The following is a 17,877-nucleotide window of genomic DNA, read 5'->3' as shown; positions in this document are numbered from 1 at the left end:
TGTTTTGTATTAAAACAGCCTCTTGCATTTTTTTCCCGTTTAGTGTATTTTATTACACATTATTTTTAAATTTTGGAGTTAATTTATGGGTGGTTTAAGTATCGCTTTACTTGTACTTTTTGTAATTATTTGTGCAATAATTATTTTTCTTATTTTGCTGCAAAACGAAGAAGGAGACAGCTTGGGCGGTCTTTTTGCAGGCGGAAGCAATTCGGCTTTCGGTTCAAAATCAGGCAATGTTTTAACCAAGGCTACATATATTGTAGTTACGCTGTTTTTCGTAACAACCTTCCTGCTTGCCTTTCTTAATAAAAGCTCAACGGATAAGGGTTTATCCGAAGAAGTAAAACAAAAACAGGCCGAAACTTCTACGGAATGGTGGAAGAAAGCCGATAATTCCGCCGAAGACGGTAAAAAAGAAGATGCCGCAAATACAGAAACAAAAGCGGAAAACTCTTCCGAAAAAAGCGGAGAATAAGGAGAATAATTTAAATGATTCTGGGAAAGCTCTTTTCCGCAAAAAACATTAAACTTAATCTTGAGAGCACCGAAAAAGACGAGCTTTTTGAAGAACTTGTGGATTTATATGTTTCAAACGATTCTTCAATATCGAGAGACTCCATTATTGATGCAATAAGAGAAAGAGAAGCCAAGCTTTCCACAGGAATCAAAAAAGGAATTGCCCTGCCCCATGCAAGGATTTCCGGTTTAAAAGAGCCCAGAGGCATTATAGGTGTTTCAAAAAAAGGAATTGAATATGATTCTCTTGACGGAAACCCCGTTTACGTAGTTTTTATGCTTCTTTCTACAGTCGAAGATTATTCTCTTCATTTAAAAATACTAAACAGATTGAATATTTTGCTTTTAAACCCCAAATTTTTGGAAGAATTGTTTAGAGAAACCTCGCGTGAAGGCATTTACAATATGATTTGTAAGTATGAAGATATGCTTATCGGAGGTCTTTAAGGAATTAAAGTGGAAAAAGATATTTTCGGACACCTTTTGGATATAGAAAATTCCGCAGCAACTCTTGTATTCGATGCTCAAGTGGAAGCCGATAAAAGGCTTTCGGCAGCCGGAGCGGACGCCGAAAAAGAGTATAAAACGGAATATGAAGCGTTAATTGCGGAATTGGAAGAAAACTTTTTAAAAGAAAAAACGGCTGTCGATGACGGTATAAAAAACGAGTACGAAAAGTTCGGGGAATATCTTTTTGCGCTGAAAAAAGATTATAAAAAGTTTGAAGATTATCTTAATTCTTACTTTTTCGGAGCATAGAAAATGGATAAATCTTCCGCCTCAGCTTATGTTTATGCAAAGGCTTGCGGTATGTATTCCAAGGCCTTTGTAGGCAAAAAAGTTAAAAAATTATTTGAAGCAAAAAATGTAAAAGAGCTTTGGTCATTAATCTTTACCGAAGAAGTTCCTGTTGTACCTGAAGGACAACTGGCCGATTTAATTGAGCAAACACTTTCAAAAAGACTTGTAGCGGATATGCTTAAACTCCTTTCCGCTTACGATAAACCCGACAGGCTTATTACGGCTCTTATTTCAAAATACGATTATTCCAATTTAAAAACGGCTTGGTACGGAATAGAAAAAAAACAAAACGACACCTCCTTTCTTGTAAATATTTCTCCTTATTCGGTTTTTCATTGGGAAAAATGGCCCAATATAAGAGAAATCATACGCGGTACCTGTATGGAACATATTAAGGTGCCTGAGCATAACGCTCCTATAGAGGAAATCCTTTTTTGGGATTCGGAGCTGGACAGAATGTATTACCGTTCCGTATGGGCAGGTTTTAAATCGCTTTCAAAAAAAGATAAGGAATCATGCAAAAATCTCGTGCTTACGGAAATTATTATGCAAAATATTGTTTGGATTTTGCGTTTACGCTCTTATTACGGCTATAAAAAAGAAAAAATCTTACCCCTTCTTGCGGGAATTCAAACCGAAGAAACCGAACAAATTTTTTGCAAACCGGCTTATTTTGCTCTTGAACGTCCATTGGACGATTGGAATGAATGGAAAGATTGGGAATATGCGCGGCTTTTAAACCCGCATGAAGAAGGACACCCTTGGATTTTGGACCCGCGCTGGGTTCAGCTTGAATGCGATAAATACCTCTATAAACTTGCAGTAAAACAGTTTCATTCAAGCGCTTTTACCGCAGGGGCAGCCGTTGCGTTTTTTAAAATAAAACGCTTGGAAGAATATATGATTCGAGCCGCCGCCGAAATATTGCGAGTCGGTGCCGACGATGAATTTAAAAACGAATTTATTTGGGGATAGTTTTATGTTTAAAACTAAAAAAATGAAACTGTTGGAATTGGCGGTTTTAGTGAATGATGTAAATAATGTAATTGAATATTTGGGTAAAAATGCAAATTTTCAGTTTTATTCCGAAACGGGAAATCAGGGTGAAGAAAACGCATCAAACCGGTTCGGTGAAATTTTTGCAAGACTTAAAACCTGTTTACAAATTTTATCTTTAACCGCGACGGCTTCGGCTCCCGAAAAAGCTGTGTTTCCGTCGGAGCGGGACGTAACGGATGCGGAAAAAATTTTTTCCGATACGGATTTTTTTCAAAAAAAAGAAGCCGATTTACACGAAAATTTAAAACGGATTACGGAAGCTCAAAGTGAAGCTATGGCCTTTGCCAATTTAAAAGTACCTTATAAAGAAATAGATAATTTAACCTTTTTGACCTTGCGCATAGGAAAAATAGCCCCTAAGGCCGCAGAAGAACTTCAATTTACAATAGGCAACAGAGCCTTAATTATTCCCTTAGGCGAAGATAAAACACGTATTTTGGCCGCTTCTTCAAAAAAAGGCCGGTTTGCCTTAGATTCGGAATTAAAAAAATTCGGATTTTTACCTTTGGATATCCCTAAAGATTTTAAGGGTATTCCGGACGACATTATAAACGGATTAAAACAAAAAACGGAAGATATAAAAAAGGAAATGGAAATTTTAAAAAAAGAAAAGAGTGAATATGCCGAGCAAAACAAAGAGCTTATTTTAAAACTTCTATATAATTTTTCTCTAGGTTCACAAATTTTACAAATACGGCAGGGGCTTGAATCTACACAAACCGTTTTTAGGATTATGGGCTGGATTTCCGCAAACGATGAAAAAAAACTTATGGAAGATATAGATAACCTTACTGAAGGCAGAACCGCTATAAGGCTTTATGCTCCGCAAGAAATTCCGTCGATAAAAAACGGCAAAGAGAAAGTTCCGGTTTTTTATAAACACAATAAATTCGTAAGCAGTTTTGAAAGGATTATTTTCAGTTACGGAGCTCCGCTTTACGGAACCCTTGACCCGACACCTATTGTTGCAGTGTTTTTTACTCTTTTATTCGGCATAATGTTCGGCGATTTGGGGCAAGGTTTTGTATTTTTGCTTTTAGGCATCTTAATGTATTTCGAAAAGCCTAAGATTTTAAAACGGGTTTCAAAATTTGCCTTCGTTTTTATGGCAATAGGAATTGCAAGTATGTTTATGGGTTTTTTAACGGGAGAAGTTTTTACAAACGGCCATCTTTTAGTTCCCGTAAGCAGATTTATTACAGGTCTTTTCGGAACTCCCCGAAATCATATTCTGCATCTAATGCCGGAAGGCGGTTCAATCGGAAAGCTGATTATGTTTTTTGCCTTTACCCTTTCAGTAGGATTTATAATAAATTCCACAGGTCTTATTATAAACATAATCAATAATTTCAGACTGAAAAGAATCGCAAAAGCCGTCTTTTCCAAAACGGGAGTTTCAGGTCTTTTATTTTTTTGGTATGCCGTTTTTATGGGACTTAGAATTGCCTTTTTAAAAATAGGCTTTGCGTGGTTCGATATCGTTTTTCTTGTTACACCTCTTTTGTGTATATTCTTTTCAGAACCCCTTGAGCGCTTTTTTTTAAGAGAACGGCCGGTTTTTGAAAACGGTTTTTTTGCAGCTTTTATTGAAGGCTTGGTGGAAATATTGGAAGTTTTTTCTACATATATTTCAAATTCGGTAAGTTTTTTACGCGTCGGAGCCTTTGCACTCTCTCATGCGGTGTTGAGTTTTATCGTTTTTACTATGGCGGGTTTTTGCGGAGGCTATCTTTCTTACGGAATAATCCCTGCGGTTATCGGCAATTTTGTTATTATTTTACTTGAGGGTTTAATCGTTGCAATTCAAATTATAAGACTTCAATACTATGAATTTTTTTCAAAATTTTTTACGGAAACCGGAAGAGAATTCGTTCCGTTCAGATTTGTCTTTGATTAAATTCGGCTTTTACAATAAACCCTTCAATTTCCGTAACTGTAAAAGATATATTTATACGTATATTAATGAATGAAATTATAAAAAATTTAAAAAAATATTCTCCTCGGTCGGTTTTGGAATTCGGGTTCGGCAGCGGATATTTAAGTAAACTTATCCGGCAAGTGTATCCGAATATTTTTTTTACCGGAATCGATAAAAATCCGCATTTTATTAAAGATAACATTACAACCCTGTTTGATGAATATTTTTGTGAAGATATTTTATCATTAAATGTTAAACATAAATTTGATTTGATTATTTTCGGTAATCCCAGAGTTCCGTTTTGGTGGATATATAATTGTTATACCATCGAATCTTATACGAAAATTATAAAAAAGTTAGTTTCTTTACTGGAAGAAAAAGGCAGTTTGTTTTTTATAGTTAAGACTTATAAAAATTGCACTCAAAAATCCGAAATGCTGTTTAAAGAATATCAAGATTTTTTGTTAATAGAGGCTTCCGAAAAAGAATATCCTCCAAATTTAACTGAGTTTATAAATGCGGATATTATCGACTTAACAAAAACAATATTGACCGAATCGGGAATTATTGATGTAGATGTAATTTCAATTAAAGATACCGAAAAATGTATTTACCCCAAAGAGCCTTGTAAAAGTGCCAAAATAAAAAGAACGCCGAAGAATCTACAAAAGGCAGCCGATTTGGACCGGGAAATAAATCGTTTCGGCTTATCCTACGGATATTATAATATTTTAACGGCAAAAAATAATCGGTTTGGAATTGGAAAAGGATTATTATAAAAATTTAATTTGCGATATTTTTCATAAATCATTGATATAGGTAAAAATAGTATATATTACAACGTATTTTACCCGGGGCTATCTTTTCTGACTCATCTTCCTCATCAACTTCAGGTTACTCTTCAAAAATGTCGGAAAGTCGTTCTGCGGCCATTCTTGCTTTTTGTAACAGCGGTTGCATTGAAAAACGTTTTGAAAATTTACCATTGAGGCTATTATCTTTTTTCATCAAGTACCTTATATTCTTATCTGATTGAGCTTTTTACTAACCGGCACCGATAATCTATTGAAGACGTTAGTTATTCTGAAAGAAACTAATAATTACTCCACTGTTTTTATTTTAATAGTTTTCATAAAGTCTTCGCTTATTTTATACAATTCCCGTGCAGTTTTACTTTCGATTGTACCGTCAACTATCTTTTTTGCAAATTCACTATCTCCGGTTTCACCTGATGGCATTTTCTGTTTCCAGTCTCCATTTTCTTCAAAGTACTGTGGGGCTTCTTGTTTGAATTCATCAGCGCCCCTTGAAAAGGTACATTGTAGTGTATACCCTGGTGTTGTTGTATAATAGCTCATTTGAAACATAGAAATATCAGGTGCAAATTGCGAAACCCGAATGTTTCGTGCAAATTTGTGACCATTCACTTCAACAGCCCCTCTAGCAGTTCTCAAATCTTGCGGTAAAGTTGAAACAGACAAAACAGCTTTTGCATATTCTTGAAAAAATTCTGGGGTTCCTATATCCATAGTATCTAAGTCGGTGTAGTTTTTTGATTTTACCGTTACATAAAAATACAATCCGTTACCTAAATCTAAATTAATAGTGAAAAAATCTCTCCCGGTAGTTGGAATTATCGTATATTCCCCGTTTTTAAAAGAAATCTCTGTAACTTCTTTTTCAATAAGGGCAATCCATGCTTCTTCTGTGTTAGTTTCAGTAACACTTTCCACATTCGAGACATCCTGTGAAATAGTGCTTGATTCATTTTGCACTTCAGTTGCAGTTTCTGCTTCCCTTGTAATGCTTTCGTTCGTGCTTACCTCAGTGTTTTTGTTGCACCCAACAAGCATTCCCGCCAATGCCAATATAAAAGCCAGTTTTTTCATAAATTTACTCCACTGTTTTTATTTCAATAGTTTTCATAAAGTCTTCACTTATTTTATACAGCTCCCGTGCAGTTTTACTTTCGATTGTACCGTCAACCATTTTTTGTTCAAATTCACTATCTCCGGTTTCACCTGATGGCATTTCCAGTTTCCACCCTCCATTTTCGTCAAAGTACTGTGGTGCTTCTTCTTTGAATTCATCAGCGTCTCTCGAAAAAGTACACCTTAGCATATACATGGGTGTTGTCGTATAATAACTCAATCGAAAGAAAACAATATCACGAGCAAATTCGGTAACCTTAATGGTTCGTTTAAATTTATAACCATTTGTTTCAAAAATACCCCTTTCCTTTTGTAAATACTGGGGCAGCGTTGAAGCCGATAAAACAACTTTTGCATATTTTTGAAACCTTTCCGGTTCCGAAAGCGCCCTCGGATCATCTTCAAAGTTTTTTTGCATAAGTATTGCATAAAACCTCAATCCATTTTCTAACTCAGTGTAAATCTCAAAATAGTCTTCCTTATCAGTTGGAATTATCGTATATTCCCCGTTTTTAAAAGAAATCTCTGTAATTTCTTTTTCAATAAGGGCGAGCCATGGCTCTTCCGTTTTAGTTTCAACATCTGTTGAATTTTGTACAACAGTGCTTGTTTCGTTTTGCACTTCTGTTGCAGTTTCCGTTTCCCTTGTAATGCTTTCGTTCGTGCTTACCTCAGTGTTTTTACTGCACCCAACAAGCATTCCAGCCAATGCCAATATAAAAGCCAGTTTTTTCATAAAAATCTCCACGTACAAATTTATTATTTATCCAAAGAAAAATACTCGAGTTTGATAAACTTTTGATGTTTTTTCTTTACTTCGACCAATTAAAAAAAGTTTTGGTCGCTTTCTGTAAAATTGATTAATTCCCCATTCCATACTTCATATATTTGCGACCCACTATCAGTATTGTTAGAAAATGATAATCATTATGATATATTAAATGCTCACCGGCATTTGGTTGATATCCGGAAAGTCTATCTTTCTTATAATCATGATACCATTTCTTTCCTTCTTCAGTACCAATATTAAAGTGCTCGCTTAAAGCGTTAAGATAACCTACGCCGTTGTTTACATAAGCAAATCTATCATTTCCGTTGTCATTAGCATCATCATAGTACTGTATAGGGGTTTTTGTACCACTACTAACAAGCGTTTTTGTAAATATTGCAGCCTTTGTAAAGAGCGGTTTACCGTCTGCTATAACATCGTCAAATTGACCTTGTTTAAAATATGCCGGCTCTACTTTTGGTTTTACAGATGTCTCCTGATTTAATTTGTTTTTATATTCTTCTTTGTTCCATAGATTGTTCCAACTGTTTTTTACCTGATTTAAATCATTACCGACATTGTCAGCCGATTGCCCTAACCCATTTTTCATAGTATCGGTTGCATTATTCCAAGCATTACCTATATTATTTTTCAATGTATCTAAATCACTTTGTATTTTATCCCTTACCTTACCAACATTGTCCGTAAGCTTGTTCCATCCATCACTCAAAGTATCTAACAATAGAATAAAAATAAAAAATTGTCAAGCAGTATACTTAGTCATTAAAATTTTTATTGTAAAACTTATCTATATTTCATAATACATCTAAGGTTTTTTCAAAAATAGTACAATTTGAATAAGTTTTATTACAACTATATCGCTAAAAAATAGACTTGCGTCTCTTGAGGTAGCCGGTCTTTTGCTCTCCCTCTCGGTAATCTGCATACTACCTGATATAGATGTAATTTCAATTAAAGATATCCTACGGATATTATAATATTTTAACGGCAAAAAAATAATCGGTTCGGGATTGGAGAAGTATTATTATAAAATTTAACTTGCGATATTTTTCATAAATCATTGATATATGAAAACTTATGAAAAACTCGACAGGTATCTATAAAAATCCAATTCCGCAAGACTGTCATTTTCCGTCTCCGATTTACAAACAAAAATTTTCCGATATTCACTTGACATTTTAGGTAAAAATAGTATATATTACAATTTCATTTTTCAATATTGCAATATATTTATTCAAAATAACGGCAAGAATCGGATTTACGGTCATTTGTACGGCTTGCCGTTCCGAAATCATACATGCAAGCAATAGATGAATCTCTAAAGGCGGTTTTTACGGATTTTACCGCAAAATAAATCATTATATTTAAATATACATTCTATATAATTATAGATATAAAAGACGGTAATCTTACTTTAATAACGGCAAAGAAAAAAGGCAGGGCTATAAATATAAACTTTTATATTCCTGTCAAGCGATAATTTTTTTGTCGTAAGTATAAAAATATCCCATAATAGCGAGGTTGATAAACAATGGACACTAAAAAACAAAAACGGATTTCCATTTATAAAAAAGTAATAGCGGCTTTTTCAATAACGATTATAAGCCTGCTTATAACTATGACAACATATACTGCGTATTTTATAAGAAAAGATAAAATTCAAGACTTTAATGATACCAGTTTGCAGGAATTGTTTTTAGTGGAAAACAATATAACAACATTTATAAGCGGTATAACCAACAATTTAAAAATGCTTACCGTATATCCTGCAATCCGCGCCGCCGATAAGAGCATACACAGCTATATCAATGAAACCGCTTCAATAAGCATAAATGATTTTACCGTCAGCGAAAGTGAAAAAAATATCATTTCATATATTAAACCTGTTTTTGAATCGAATAAAGATTACGGAGAAATATTTTTCGGTACGGTAAACGGCAACTATACGACGGCAAGCGGAAAACCTCTTCCTGCAGGCTTTGACCCGCGCAAAAGAGCATGGTATCAGGCTGCAATTCAAAAACCCAAAGAAAGCGTTATATCTCCCGCTTATATATCAACGGAAGGAACGATAGTAGTTTCCGTAGCACAAACCGTACATAACGACAGCGGAGAGCTTGTAGGCGTTGTAGGTATAGCCGTGTATCTGAATAATTTGGTGGAAATGCTTTCAAAATTAAAAATAGGTAAAAGCGGTTATGTTATATTAGTTCAAAAAGACGGAACAATCCTGGCGGACCCGTACAATAAGGACTTTGTTTCAAAGAAAATGACGGAAACGGGTATTCCCGATTTTAAAGAGCTTAATTCTTTAACCGAAGGAAATAAAGAAATAACAATTAACGGAGATAAATGGTTTTGCAGACTGCATACGGTGGCAATGCCCGAATGGAAACTTATTGCATTTATCAGTAACGATGAAGTCCTTGAAAAATATTATATATTGCGAAAACTGAGTATACTGGCTTGTATTATTATCCTGTCCGTTTTTATCCCCGCTGTATATATTTGGACTAACAGACTTATAAAACCTCTTCTATCCGTTGTATCCGCATTAAAAAGAATATCACAGCAAGACGGAGATTTAACAGGACGCATACTTGTAAAGGGTAACGACGAAATTACCGAACTTTCCCAATACTTTAACCAAACAATAGAAAAAATAGGAAACTCCATAAAAGCCGTTTCGGAAAACAGTAATACAATGACAATAATAGGCAACGAACTTGCAAGCAATATGACCGAAACGGCAAGCGCCATTAACCAAATAAGTTCAAATATAGACGGAGTAAAGCAACAGGCTCTTACACAGGCGGCAGGCGTAAGCGAAACGGCGGCAACCATGGAAGAAATAATGCGCACAATCAAACAGCTTAACAGCAGCATTGAAGGGCAATCGATAAGCGTAGTTCAATCTTCTTCCGCTATTGAACAAATGACTTCAAACATAAGCTCCATAACACAAATGTTGGGAAAAAGCGGAATATTGATACAAGAGCTTACCGGAGCAACCGCAGACGGAAAACAAACGCTGACGGGAACAAACAACATAACACAAAAAATAGCCGAAGAATCCGGAGGTTTAATTGAAGCAAGTAACGTCATTCAAAATATTGCAAGTCAGACAAATTTACTTGCAATGAATGCCGCAATAGAAGCCGCTCATGCAGGAGAAACCGGAAAAGGTTTTGCAGTCGTCGCCGATGAAATAAGAAAACTTGCCGAAGAATCGAGTATTCAAGGAAGAGCAATAACTGCAACGCTTAAAAACTTGGGAGCGGAAATTGAAAGTTTAACAAAATCGTCAAAAACGGTAGAAGAAAAATTTAATGCCATTTTCAGTCTTGCAGAAAAAGTACAACAAATGAGTACAAGCCTTGCCGCAGTTATGCGGGAACAGGAAAACGTAAGTTTGGAAGTTCTTAATGCGATAAAAAATATCAATTCGGTAACTGCGGAAGTAAAAGACGGCTCCGCCGAAATGCTGAAGGGAGGAGGACAGATTGCAGAAGAAATGCATAAACTTGACGGTTTAACCAGAATAATAACCGACAGCATGAACGAAATGGCATCAGGAGCTATACAAATAAACAAAGCCGTTCAGGAAGTAAACGGGCTTACAAGAAAGAATAAAGAAGCTATAGAAAACTTATCGGAAGAAGTAAATAAATTTAAAGTGTAATTTGTATAATATTTAACGCCTAAATTTAAGTATTTATTTAGGCGTTAAACGCATTCCGTTTAAATATCGGTACCGCCCTCCCCCATTCGTACTTGCATATCTTTTAAATTATTAAACAATCTCTATTTAAATAAAAAAATTACATATAATATTTTTTTTATTTTTTTCTTTAAAAAACTTGACAAATGAAAATTTAGCCTGTACAATTATTTATATACACACTTAAGGAGGTGTACAATGAAAAAACTCTGTGTTTTTATATTAACGATATGTATAATATCGTTATGCTTTTCTTGCGGAGGCGGCGGAGCCGAAGATATACGTTCCCAAACCCTGGTTGTAGCTATGTCAAGCGATGCAATAACTATGGACCCTTCAGCTCAAAACGATTCATATTCCGCAAACGCTATGCTCCAAATGTATGAAGGCTTGATTTACCTTACTCCCGGCGGAGAGGTAGTCCCCTCATTGGCGGAAAGGTGGAATATTTCTCCCGACGGTATGGAGTATACATTTTATATAAAAAGAGGCGTAAAATTTCATAACGGTGAAGAATTAAAAGCCGAAGATGTAGTATTCAGTTATACCAGAGCCTTCGTATCCCCCGCAGTGGCTCATATTTTTTCGGATATAGACCCCGCTACAATTCAAGCGCCGGACGACTATACCGTTACATTTAAAATGAAAGAACCCTATGCGGGTATTTTAACGGCTTTATGTCACTCTTCAGCATATATCGTAAACAAAAAAGCGGTTGAAGCGGCGGGAGATTCTTATGCAAGAAGTCCGATAGGTACCGGCCCTTATAAATTTATAAGTCATACAAAATCCGATAAAATAAAATTTGAAAGGTATGAAGAATTCCACGGAAATAAACCTTACTACAAATACTTGGAATTCAGGATTATACCGGAACCTACAAACAGAATAATAGAACTTGAATCAGGCGGAGCCGATATTGTATACGACGTTTCGCCCAACGATTTGGACCGCTTTGAAAGTAACAGCGAAATAAAACTTATACGAAGCTACGATTACTTAACCCAATATATGGGTATGAATTGCAGTAAGCCGCCTCTAAACGACGTAAGAGTAAGAAAGGCCGTCGCTTGTGCAATAGATACGGACCAAATCGTAAAAGCTGTATGGAAGGGATTGGGTAAAACCGCAACAGCGCCTTATGCTTCGGAGATACGCTATTCAATGTCGAATAAACTTAAACCTATCCCCAGAGATGTGGAAAAAGCCAAGGCTCTTTTAAAAGAAGCAGGATACGAAGGAGGTTTAAAATTAACTCTTTCCACCAATGAAAGAAAAGAGCGTATAGATATGGCCGTAATTATGAAAGAACAGCTTAAAGACGTAGGAATTGATTTATCCATTAACGTACTTGAGTGGAGCAAATATATAGAAATGCTGGAAAAAGGAGAACAGGAATTATTTGAGATAGGCTGGTCTTCAGATACTCCCGACCCGGATATGGTAGTCTATCCCTGCTTCCATTCAATTTCTATGGGCCCCGGAGGAAATTACGTATTTTTAAATGATGAAAAACTGGATAATCTTATTATCAAGGGAAGAAGAGTTCTTGACGGTCCTGACAGACAAAAAATCTACGAAGAAATTCAAGAGTATATTATGGATTTAACTCCCGCCGTTTTCCAATATAACGGAGAGCAAGCTGCGGGTATAAGAGCCGATATCACAGGCCTAAGCCTTTCTCCTTTAGGACACCATTTCTTGGGAAATATAAAACCGGCTAAATAAATAAACTTAAAAAACCGGTTCTTTTAATTACAGGCGGCAAGAATCATTTTTCGATACCTGCCGCCTTATTTCCTAAAATCGGTTTATGGGGGTAGTATGCTTAAATATATAATAAGGCGGATATTATTATTGATTCCGGTTATGCTTGGAGTGTCTACAATAGTTTTTTCGCTTTTATATTTTACACCCGGTGACCCTGTAAGAAATAAACTGGGAACAAACGCTTCACCGGAAGAAGTTATAAAACTTAGAGAAAAAATGGGATTAAACGACCCGTTTATAGTCCAATTCGGGAGGTATCTTAAAAACATAGTTTTCCGAGGAAGTTTAGGAGATTCGTACATAACGGAACAACCTGTAGTTTTGGAAATAGGCGCCAGAGTAGGAGCTACAATAAAACTGGCTGTAGCTTCGACAATTGTTGCGATTTTTTTGGGAATTCCTTTAGGTATTATATCTGCAATTAAACAATATTCGGCTTTTGACCACATAATGATGATTTTTGCCTTAATCGGCCTTTCAATGCCCGTTTTTTGGCTGGGACTTTTAATGATTTTACTTTTTTCAGTTAAATTGGGAATGTTCCCGTCGTCCGGGTTTTCAAGCTTTAAACATATAATCTTACCCGCATTGGCTTTAGGAGCCCAATCGGTAGCGGTTTTAACCAGAATGACCCGCTCAAGTATGCTTGAAACAATAAGACAGGACTACATAAGAACGGCACGGGCAAAAGGACAAAAGGAAAAAATAGTGGTTTTTAAACACGCTCTGGGAAATTCTCTTATACCCGTAATTACCGTTGTAGGTATTCAGTTCGGGCAGTTAATGGGAGGAGCCGTTATGACGGAAATTATTTTTTCCATTCCCGGTATAGGACGGTTAATGATAGATTCGATTAAATTAAGGGACGCTCCGGTAGTTTTAGGCTGCGTTTTATTCGTTGCCGTAACCTTCGCAATCGTAAATTTAATCGTAGATATTTTATATACCTATGTAGACCCGAGAATAAAAACTCAATACACATAACGAGGTATAAAATGAAGAATAAGAGTACCAAAAAAAACATACATGGATTCCGCGGTGTTTTTCATAGAATGAGTAAAAACAAACTTGCTATGCTGGGTTTAGCCATTATTATCATTCTCGTTTTAATGGCGGTATTTGCCGATTTTATAGCGCCGTATTCCTTTGACGGAACGGACCTTGACAATCAATTTGCGCCTCCCCGCCTTTCCCACCCCTTCGGACAGGACGAATTCGGACGCGACATTTTAAGCCGTGTTATATACGGTGCAAGAATTTCGCTTAAAGTCGGATTTATCTCCGTAGGCATAGCCCTTATAATAGGCTCCTTTATCGGAGCCGTTGCAGGATACTTCGGCGGCAAAGCGGATACGGCTTTAATGCGCTTTATCGATATTTTACAGGCAATTCCGGATATACTTCTTGCAATTGCAATTGTAGCCTCTCTCGGGCCAGGTCTGGGCAATTTAATGATTGCCGTAGGTATTGCGGGAATACCTGGATACGCTAAAATTGTCCGCTCCGCAGTTATGTCCATAGTGGATATGGAATTCGTGGAAGCCGCAAGAGCGGGAGGCTCTTCCGATTTTAGAATTATTTTTAAACATATAATTCCCAATTGTATGGCACCCATCATAGTACAGGCTACCCTAGGCGTAGCATACGCCATCTTAAATGCCGCAGGTTTAAGTTTTATCGGCTTGGGACTTGAGCCGCCTACACCCGAATGGGGCGCAATGCTTTCGGGAGGAAGAGCTTATATAAGAAGCTATGTACATCTTACATTATTCCCGGGTTTGGCTATAGTTATCACTATTTTTGCCCTTAACGTCTTGGGAGACGGTTTGCGCGATGCCCTTGACCCGAAACTGAAGCGCTGACGGAAGGAGCGTTATATATGAACGAATTATTAAATATAGAAGACTTAAGTATCTACTATGTAACCGAAGCGGGAGAAACCAGGGCGGTTAACAATTTAAACTTAAAACTTGCAAAGGGTGAAACCTTGGGTTTTGTAGGAGAAACCGGTTCGGGTAAAACAACTTCGGCTTTAGGTATTATGCGTCTTGTGCCTAACCCTCCAGGAAAAATTATAAGCGGAAAAATCTTTTTTGACGGAGAAAACCTTTTAACGAAGCCTGAAAAAGAAATGCACGAAATACGCGGAAACAAAATTTCTATGATTTTTCAAGACCCGATGACTTCCCTGAATCCGGTTATGACGGTAGGAGAACAAATTGCCGAAGTTTTATCCCTTCACCAAAACTTAAAAAAAGACGAACTGAAAGAAAAAACCTGTCAAATGCTTGAAACCGTCGGAATTAAAAGAGAGCGGGTAAATGATTATCCTCATCAATTTTCAGGGGGAATGAAGCAGCGTGTAGTAATTGCAATGGCCCTTGCCTGTAATCCTATGCTTATCATAGCCGACGAACCGACTACAGCCCTCGATGTTACAATTCAAGCTCAAGTTTTGGAATTGATGACGGAATTAAAAAAGAAGTATAACACTTCTATGATAATGATTACTCACGATTTGGGCATAGTAGCGGAAATTTGCGATAATGTTGCAATAATGTATGCAGGCTCGGTAATTGAATACGGTTCCGTAGAAAAACTTTATACCGACCCTAAGCACCCTTATACAAAGGGATTATTTGCTTCAATTCCGACCCTCGATGCGGACGAAGAGTCTCTTAACGTAATTAAGGGAATGCCGCCCAATCCTGTAAATTTGCCTTCCGGCTGTAAGTTTCACCCAAGATGCGAATTTGCAACCGAACGCTGTAAAAATGAAATTCCTAAAATGGTTGACTTGGACGAAGAGCACTGTGTTTCGTGCTTTTTATTCGACAAGGAGGAAAATAAATGAATTCTGCTATTTTGGAAGTTAAAAACTTAAAAAAATATTTTACTACAAAAAAAGGCTTACTTCATGCGGTGGACGATATAAGTTTTTCGATAAATAAGGGCGAAACCTTAGGCCTCGTAGGAGAATCGGGCTGCGGCAAATCCACTGCCGGAAGGGCAATTTTACGCCTGCACGAACCTACTTCAGGGCAAATCCTTTTTGAAGAAAAAAATACGCTTGAATACAAAAGCTCAAAAGACAAAAGAAAAATGAGACAGGAAATGCAAATAGTATTTCAAGACCCTTATTCTTCACTTAATCCGCGCTTAAATACCTTTGAACTTATAGCCGACTATCTTTATGTAAACAAGGCTTATAAAACAAAAGAAGAAGTAAAAAATAGGGTAAAAGAAGTAATGAATATAGTGGGTTTGGAAGAAAGACTTGAAGATTCTTACCCGCATGAGCTTGACGGAGGACGCAGGCAAAGAATAGGTATAGCGAGAGCCCTTTCTCTTAATCCCAAATTCATTGTTATGGACGAGCCTGTTTCCGCTTTAGATGTAAGTATTCAAGCGCAAATTTTAAATTTGCTTGCCGAACTTCAAAAAAAAGCTCGGGCTTACTTATCTTTTTATTTCGCATAACCTAAGCGTAGTAAAACACATAAGCGACAGAATTGCGGTTATGTATTTGGGGCGCATAGTAGAAATAACCGATTATAAATCGATTTTTTCAAACCCGCTTCATCCGTACACAAGAGCTCTTCTTTCGGCAATTCCCATTCCTAAGTACGGTTTAAAACGCGAAAGAATTATTCTTCCGGGAGATGTACCCAGCCCGATAAATCCGCCTAAGGCTTGCGTATTTTGCGGAAGATGCGCTCACAAAATGCCTGTCTGTACGGAAATACGCCCGGAGTTGGAAGAGCGGGAACGGGGGCATTTTGTAGCCTGCCATTTAAAATAAAAAAACGTATATAAAAATAAACGGGCGCAGGTATTTAAAAATCCGTACGCCCGTTTATTTCCCTTCACTTTTAAGCGGGCGATATTTCCGCCGCTTAAAATAAGCTTATAATGCCCAAACTATTGTTTAGGCTCCAAATGAGCTTGGAAGTGCCTTAAAATCGGCGGCTCCCAAATTATTTTATAACCGGGAACTTTATCCGCATGCTTTTTAATATTTATCAGAGCTTCAGCCATAATATCGATATGCGATTGGGTATACACGCGGCGCGGAATTGCAAAGCGCGTAAACTCAAAATCGGCTTTTAACTGTTTTCCCGTATCGGGGTTGTTTCCAAGCATATAAGAACCTATATCGCAAGTTCTGATACCAGCTTCAAGATATAACTCTATTGCCAAGGCCTGACCCGGAAAGTCGGTATATTTTAAATGCGGAAGCATTGCCTGTGCATCTACAAAAACTCCGTGTCCGCCTACCGGAGCTTGATATGCAATTTCAGATTCATCTAAAAGACTTGCAAAATACTCCATTTGCCCGTTTCTGTATTTAAGATAATCTTCGTCCAAGCCTTCATACAAACCTATAGCCAAGGCTTCAAGGTCGCGCCCGGAAAGCCCTCCGTAAGTAATAAAACCTTCAAAAGAAATACAATTACCCTTTATTCTTTGATAAAGCTCAGCGTCCTTTTTAATTCCGATTAAACCGCCCATATTTACTATAGCATCTTTTTTTGCACTCATTGTAAAGGAATCGGCATAGGAAAACATTTCTTTTATAATCGACTTAATGGAAGATTTTTTATATTTATCTTCACGCATTTTTATAAAGTATGCATTTTCGGCAAAGCGGGCTGCATCTATGTTAAGAGGTATACCGTATTTTTTTGCCACTTCCGAAACCCGTTTCATATTTTCCATAGAAACGGGCTGTCCTCCTGCGGAGTTGTTTGTAATGGTCATAACAATAAGTCCGACTTTTTCCTTACCGTATTTTTTAATAAGCTCTTCCAACTTTGCTACGTCCATATTTCCCTTAAACGGAGCTCTTACCGAAGGATTTTTAGCTTCTTCTACAACGCAGTCGATTGCTCTTGCCCCCGCAATTTCTACATGGGCTCTTGTAGTATCGAAAAACATATTGGAAATTGCAACTTTTCCTTTTCCTAAAAGAAGCGGAAACATTACCTTTTCCGCGGCGCGCCCCTGATGTACGGGCTGAATAAATTCGTAACCGAAAATATCCTGTCCGGCTTTTAAGAGCTTAAAATAGCTGTCCGCTCCGGCATAAGCCTCATCGCCGCGCATTACGCCCGCCCATTGTTCATCGCTCATCGCATTTGTACCCGAATCGGTTAAAAGGTCGATATAAACATCTTCTCCTTTTAAATTAAACACATTATAATGCGCTTCTTTTATCAGCTTTTCGCGCTGTTTTCTGGTTGTCATCTTAATGGTTTCAACCATTTTAATCCGAAAAGGCTCCGCAACATACTTACTCATAAATTCCTCCAAAGAGTTAATTTTTAATACTTACGTATAATACAGGAAAATTAAATAAAAGTCTATA

Annotated in this window: 16 protein-coding genes and 1 pseudogene; 12 read left to right on the top strand and 5 right to left on the bottom strand. The window is 36.9% G+C overall.

Annotated features, from left to right (window positions below; genetic code table 11):
* Positions 1-85 precede the first annotated feature (85 nt).
* From secG to DYQ05_RS07100, 6 genes are all read left to right on the top strand, one after another.
* Entirely contained in the window at positions 86-478 is a 393-nt protein-coding gene (gene secG, locus DYQ05_RS07125; RefSeq protein ID WP_020965321.1) for a preprotein translocase subunit SecG, read from the top strand.
* 14 nt (positions 479-492) lie between these two features.
* Entirely contained in the window at positions 493-966 is a 474-nt protein-coding gene (locus tag DYQ05_RS07120) for a PTS sugar transporter subunit IIA (protein WP_020965320.1), read from the top strand.
* A 9-nt stretch (positions 967-975) separates the two neighbouring features.
* Positions 976-1,278, top strand: a complete 303-nt coding sequence (locus tag DYQ05_RS07115) for a hypothetical protein (RefSeq protein ID WP_024467048.1) — start codon at positions 976-978, stop codon at positions 1,276-1,278.
* Positions 1,279-1,281: 3 nt separating this feature from the next.
* The gene (locus DYQ05_RS07110) at positions 1,282-2,295 is read left to right on the top strand and encodes a V0D/AC39 family V-type ATPase subunit (protein WP_206183174.1); all 1,014 of its coding nucleotides are present in this window, start codon (positions 1,282-1,284) and stop codon (positions 2,293-2,295) included.
* Positions 2,296-2,299: 4 nt separating this feature from the next.
* Positions 2,300-4,276, top strand: a complete 1,977-nt coding sequence (locus tag DYQ05_RS07105) for a V-type ATP synthase subunit I (protein ID WP_206183173.1) — start codon at positions 2,300-2,302, stop codon at positions 4,274-4,276.
* A 65-nt stretch (positions 4,277-4,341) separates the two neighbouring features.
* Positions 4,342-5,076 carry a methyltransferase gene (locus DYQ05_RS07100; RefSeq protein ID WP_206183172.1) on the top strand — a complete coding sequence of 245 codons (735 nt, stop codon included), beginning with the start codon at positions 4,342-4,344 and terminating at the stop codon, positions 5,074-5,076.
* Between the two features lie 321 nt (positions 5,077-5,397).
* Here DYQ05_RS07100 and DYQ05_RS07095 read toward each other — a convergent pair whose 3' ends face one another.
* The 4 genes from DYQ05_RS07095 to DYQ05_RS14340 all read right to left on the bottom strand — a co-directional run bounded on the left by DYQ05_RS07095 (position 5,398) and on the right by DYQ05_RS14340 (position 8,377).
* On the bottom strand, positions 5,398-6,186 hold the full coding sequence (locus tag DYQ05_RS07095) for a putative periplasmic lipoprotein (protein WP_206183171.1): 789 nt from the start codon (positions 6,184-6,186) through the stop codon (positions 5,398-5,400).
* A 4-nt stretch (positions 6,187-6,190) separates the two neighbouring features.
* Positions 6,191-6,964, bottom strand: coding sequence for a hypothetical protein (locus DYQ05_RS07090; RefSeq protein ID WP_206183170.1), 774 nt, complete (start codon positions 6,962-6,964; stop codon positions 6,191-6,193).
* 124 nt (positions 6,965-7,088) lie between these two features.
* Positions 7,089-7,727: a hypothetical protein gene (locus DYQ05_RS07085; RefSeq protein ID WP_206183169.1), complete on the bottom strand. Its 639-nt coding sequence runs from the start codon at positions 7,725-7,727 to the stop codon at positions 7,089-7,091.
* A gap of 521 nt (positions 7,728-8,248) precedes the next feature.
* The gene (locus DYQ05_RS14340; protein ID WP_290121739.1) at positions 8,249-8,377 is read right to left on the bottom strand and encodes a hypothetical protein; all 129 of its coding nucleotides are present in this window, start codon (positions 8,375-8,377) and stop codon (positions 8,249-8,251) included.
* A gap of 172 nt (positions 8,378-8,549) precedes the next feature.
* Between DYQ05_RS14340 and DYQ05_RS07080 the strand changes: the two genes are divergently transcribed.
* The 6 genes and pseudogenes from DYQ05_RS07080 (at position 8,550) to DYQ05_RS07055 (ending at position 16,311) form a co-directional block, all read left to right on the top strand.
* Positions 8,550-10,700 carry a methyl-accepting chemotaxis protein gene (locus DYQ05_RS07080; RefSeq protein ID WP_252723275.1) on the top strand — a complete coding sequence of 717 codons (2,151 nt, stop codon included), beginning with the start codon at positions 8,550-8,552 and terminating at the stop codon, positions 10,698-10,700.
* A 237-nt stretch (positions 10,701-10,937) separates the two neighbouring features.
* Positions 10,938-12,467, top strand: coding sequence for an ABC transporter substrate-binding protein (locus DYQ05_RS07075; protein ID WP_020965309.1), 1,530 nt, complete (start codon positions 10,938-10,940; stop codon positions 12,465-12,467).
* 96 nt (positions 12,468-12,563) lie between these two features.
* Positions 12,564-13,493, top strand: a complete 930-nt coding sequence (locus DYQ05_RS07070; protein ID WP_020965308.1) for an ABC transporter permease — start codon at positions 12,564-12,566, stop codon at positions 13,491-13,493.
* A gap of 11 nt (positions 13,494-13,504) precedes the next feature.
* Positions 13,505-14,371 (top strand): ABC transporter permease, encoded by an 867-nt coding sequence (locus tag DYQ05_RS07065; protein ID WP_024469072.1) that lies wholly within the window; start codon positions 13,505-13,507, stop codon positions 14,369-14,371.
* A gap of 17 nt (positions 14,372-14,388) precedes the next feature.
* Positions 14,389-15,363, top strand: coding sequence for an ABC transporter ATP-binding protein (locus DYQ05_RS07060; RefSeq protein ID WP_020965306.1), 975 nt, complete (start codon positions 14,389-14,391; stop codon positions 15,361-15,363).
* Positions 15,360-16,311 (top strand): annotated as a pseudogene (locus tag DYQ05_RS07055) (ABC transporter ATP-binding protein). Before DYQ05_RS07060 ends, DYQ05_RS07055 begins: the two are co-directional and overlap by 4 nt.
* A gap of 119 nt (positions 16,312-16,430) precedes the next feature.
* Here the strand turns inward: DYQ05_RS07055 and DYQ05_RS07050 are convergent.
* Positions 16,431-17,810, bottom strand: coding sequence for a tryptophanase (locus tag DYQ05_RS07050; RefSeq protein ID WP_029409987.1), 1,380 nt, complete (start codon positions 17,808-17,810; stop codon positions 16,431-16,433).
* Between the last annotated feature and the right edge of the window lie 67 nt (positions 17,811-17,877).

Origin of the sequence: Treponema pedis, from assembly GCF_017161325.1 — a bacterium.
Lineage (GTDB): Bacteria > Spirochaetota > Spirochaetia > Treponematales > Treponemataceae > Treponema_B > Treponema_B pedis.
The sequence above is the reverse complement of the archived record's forward strand: the minus strand, read 5'-3'. Positions and strand labels throughout refer to the sequence as shown.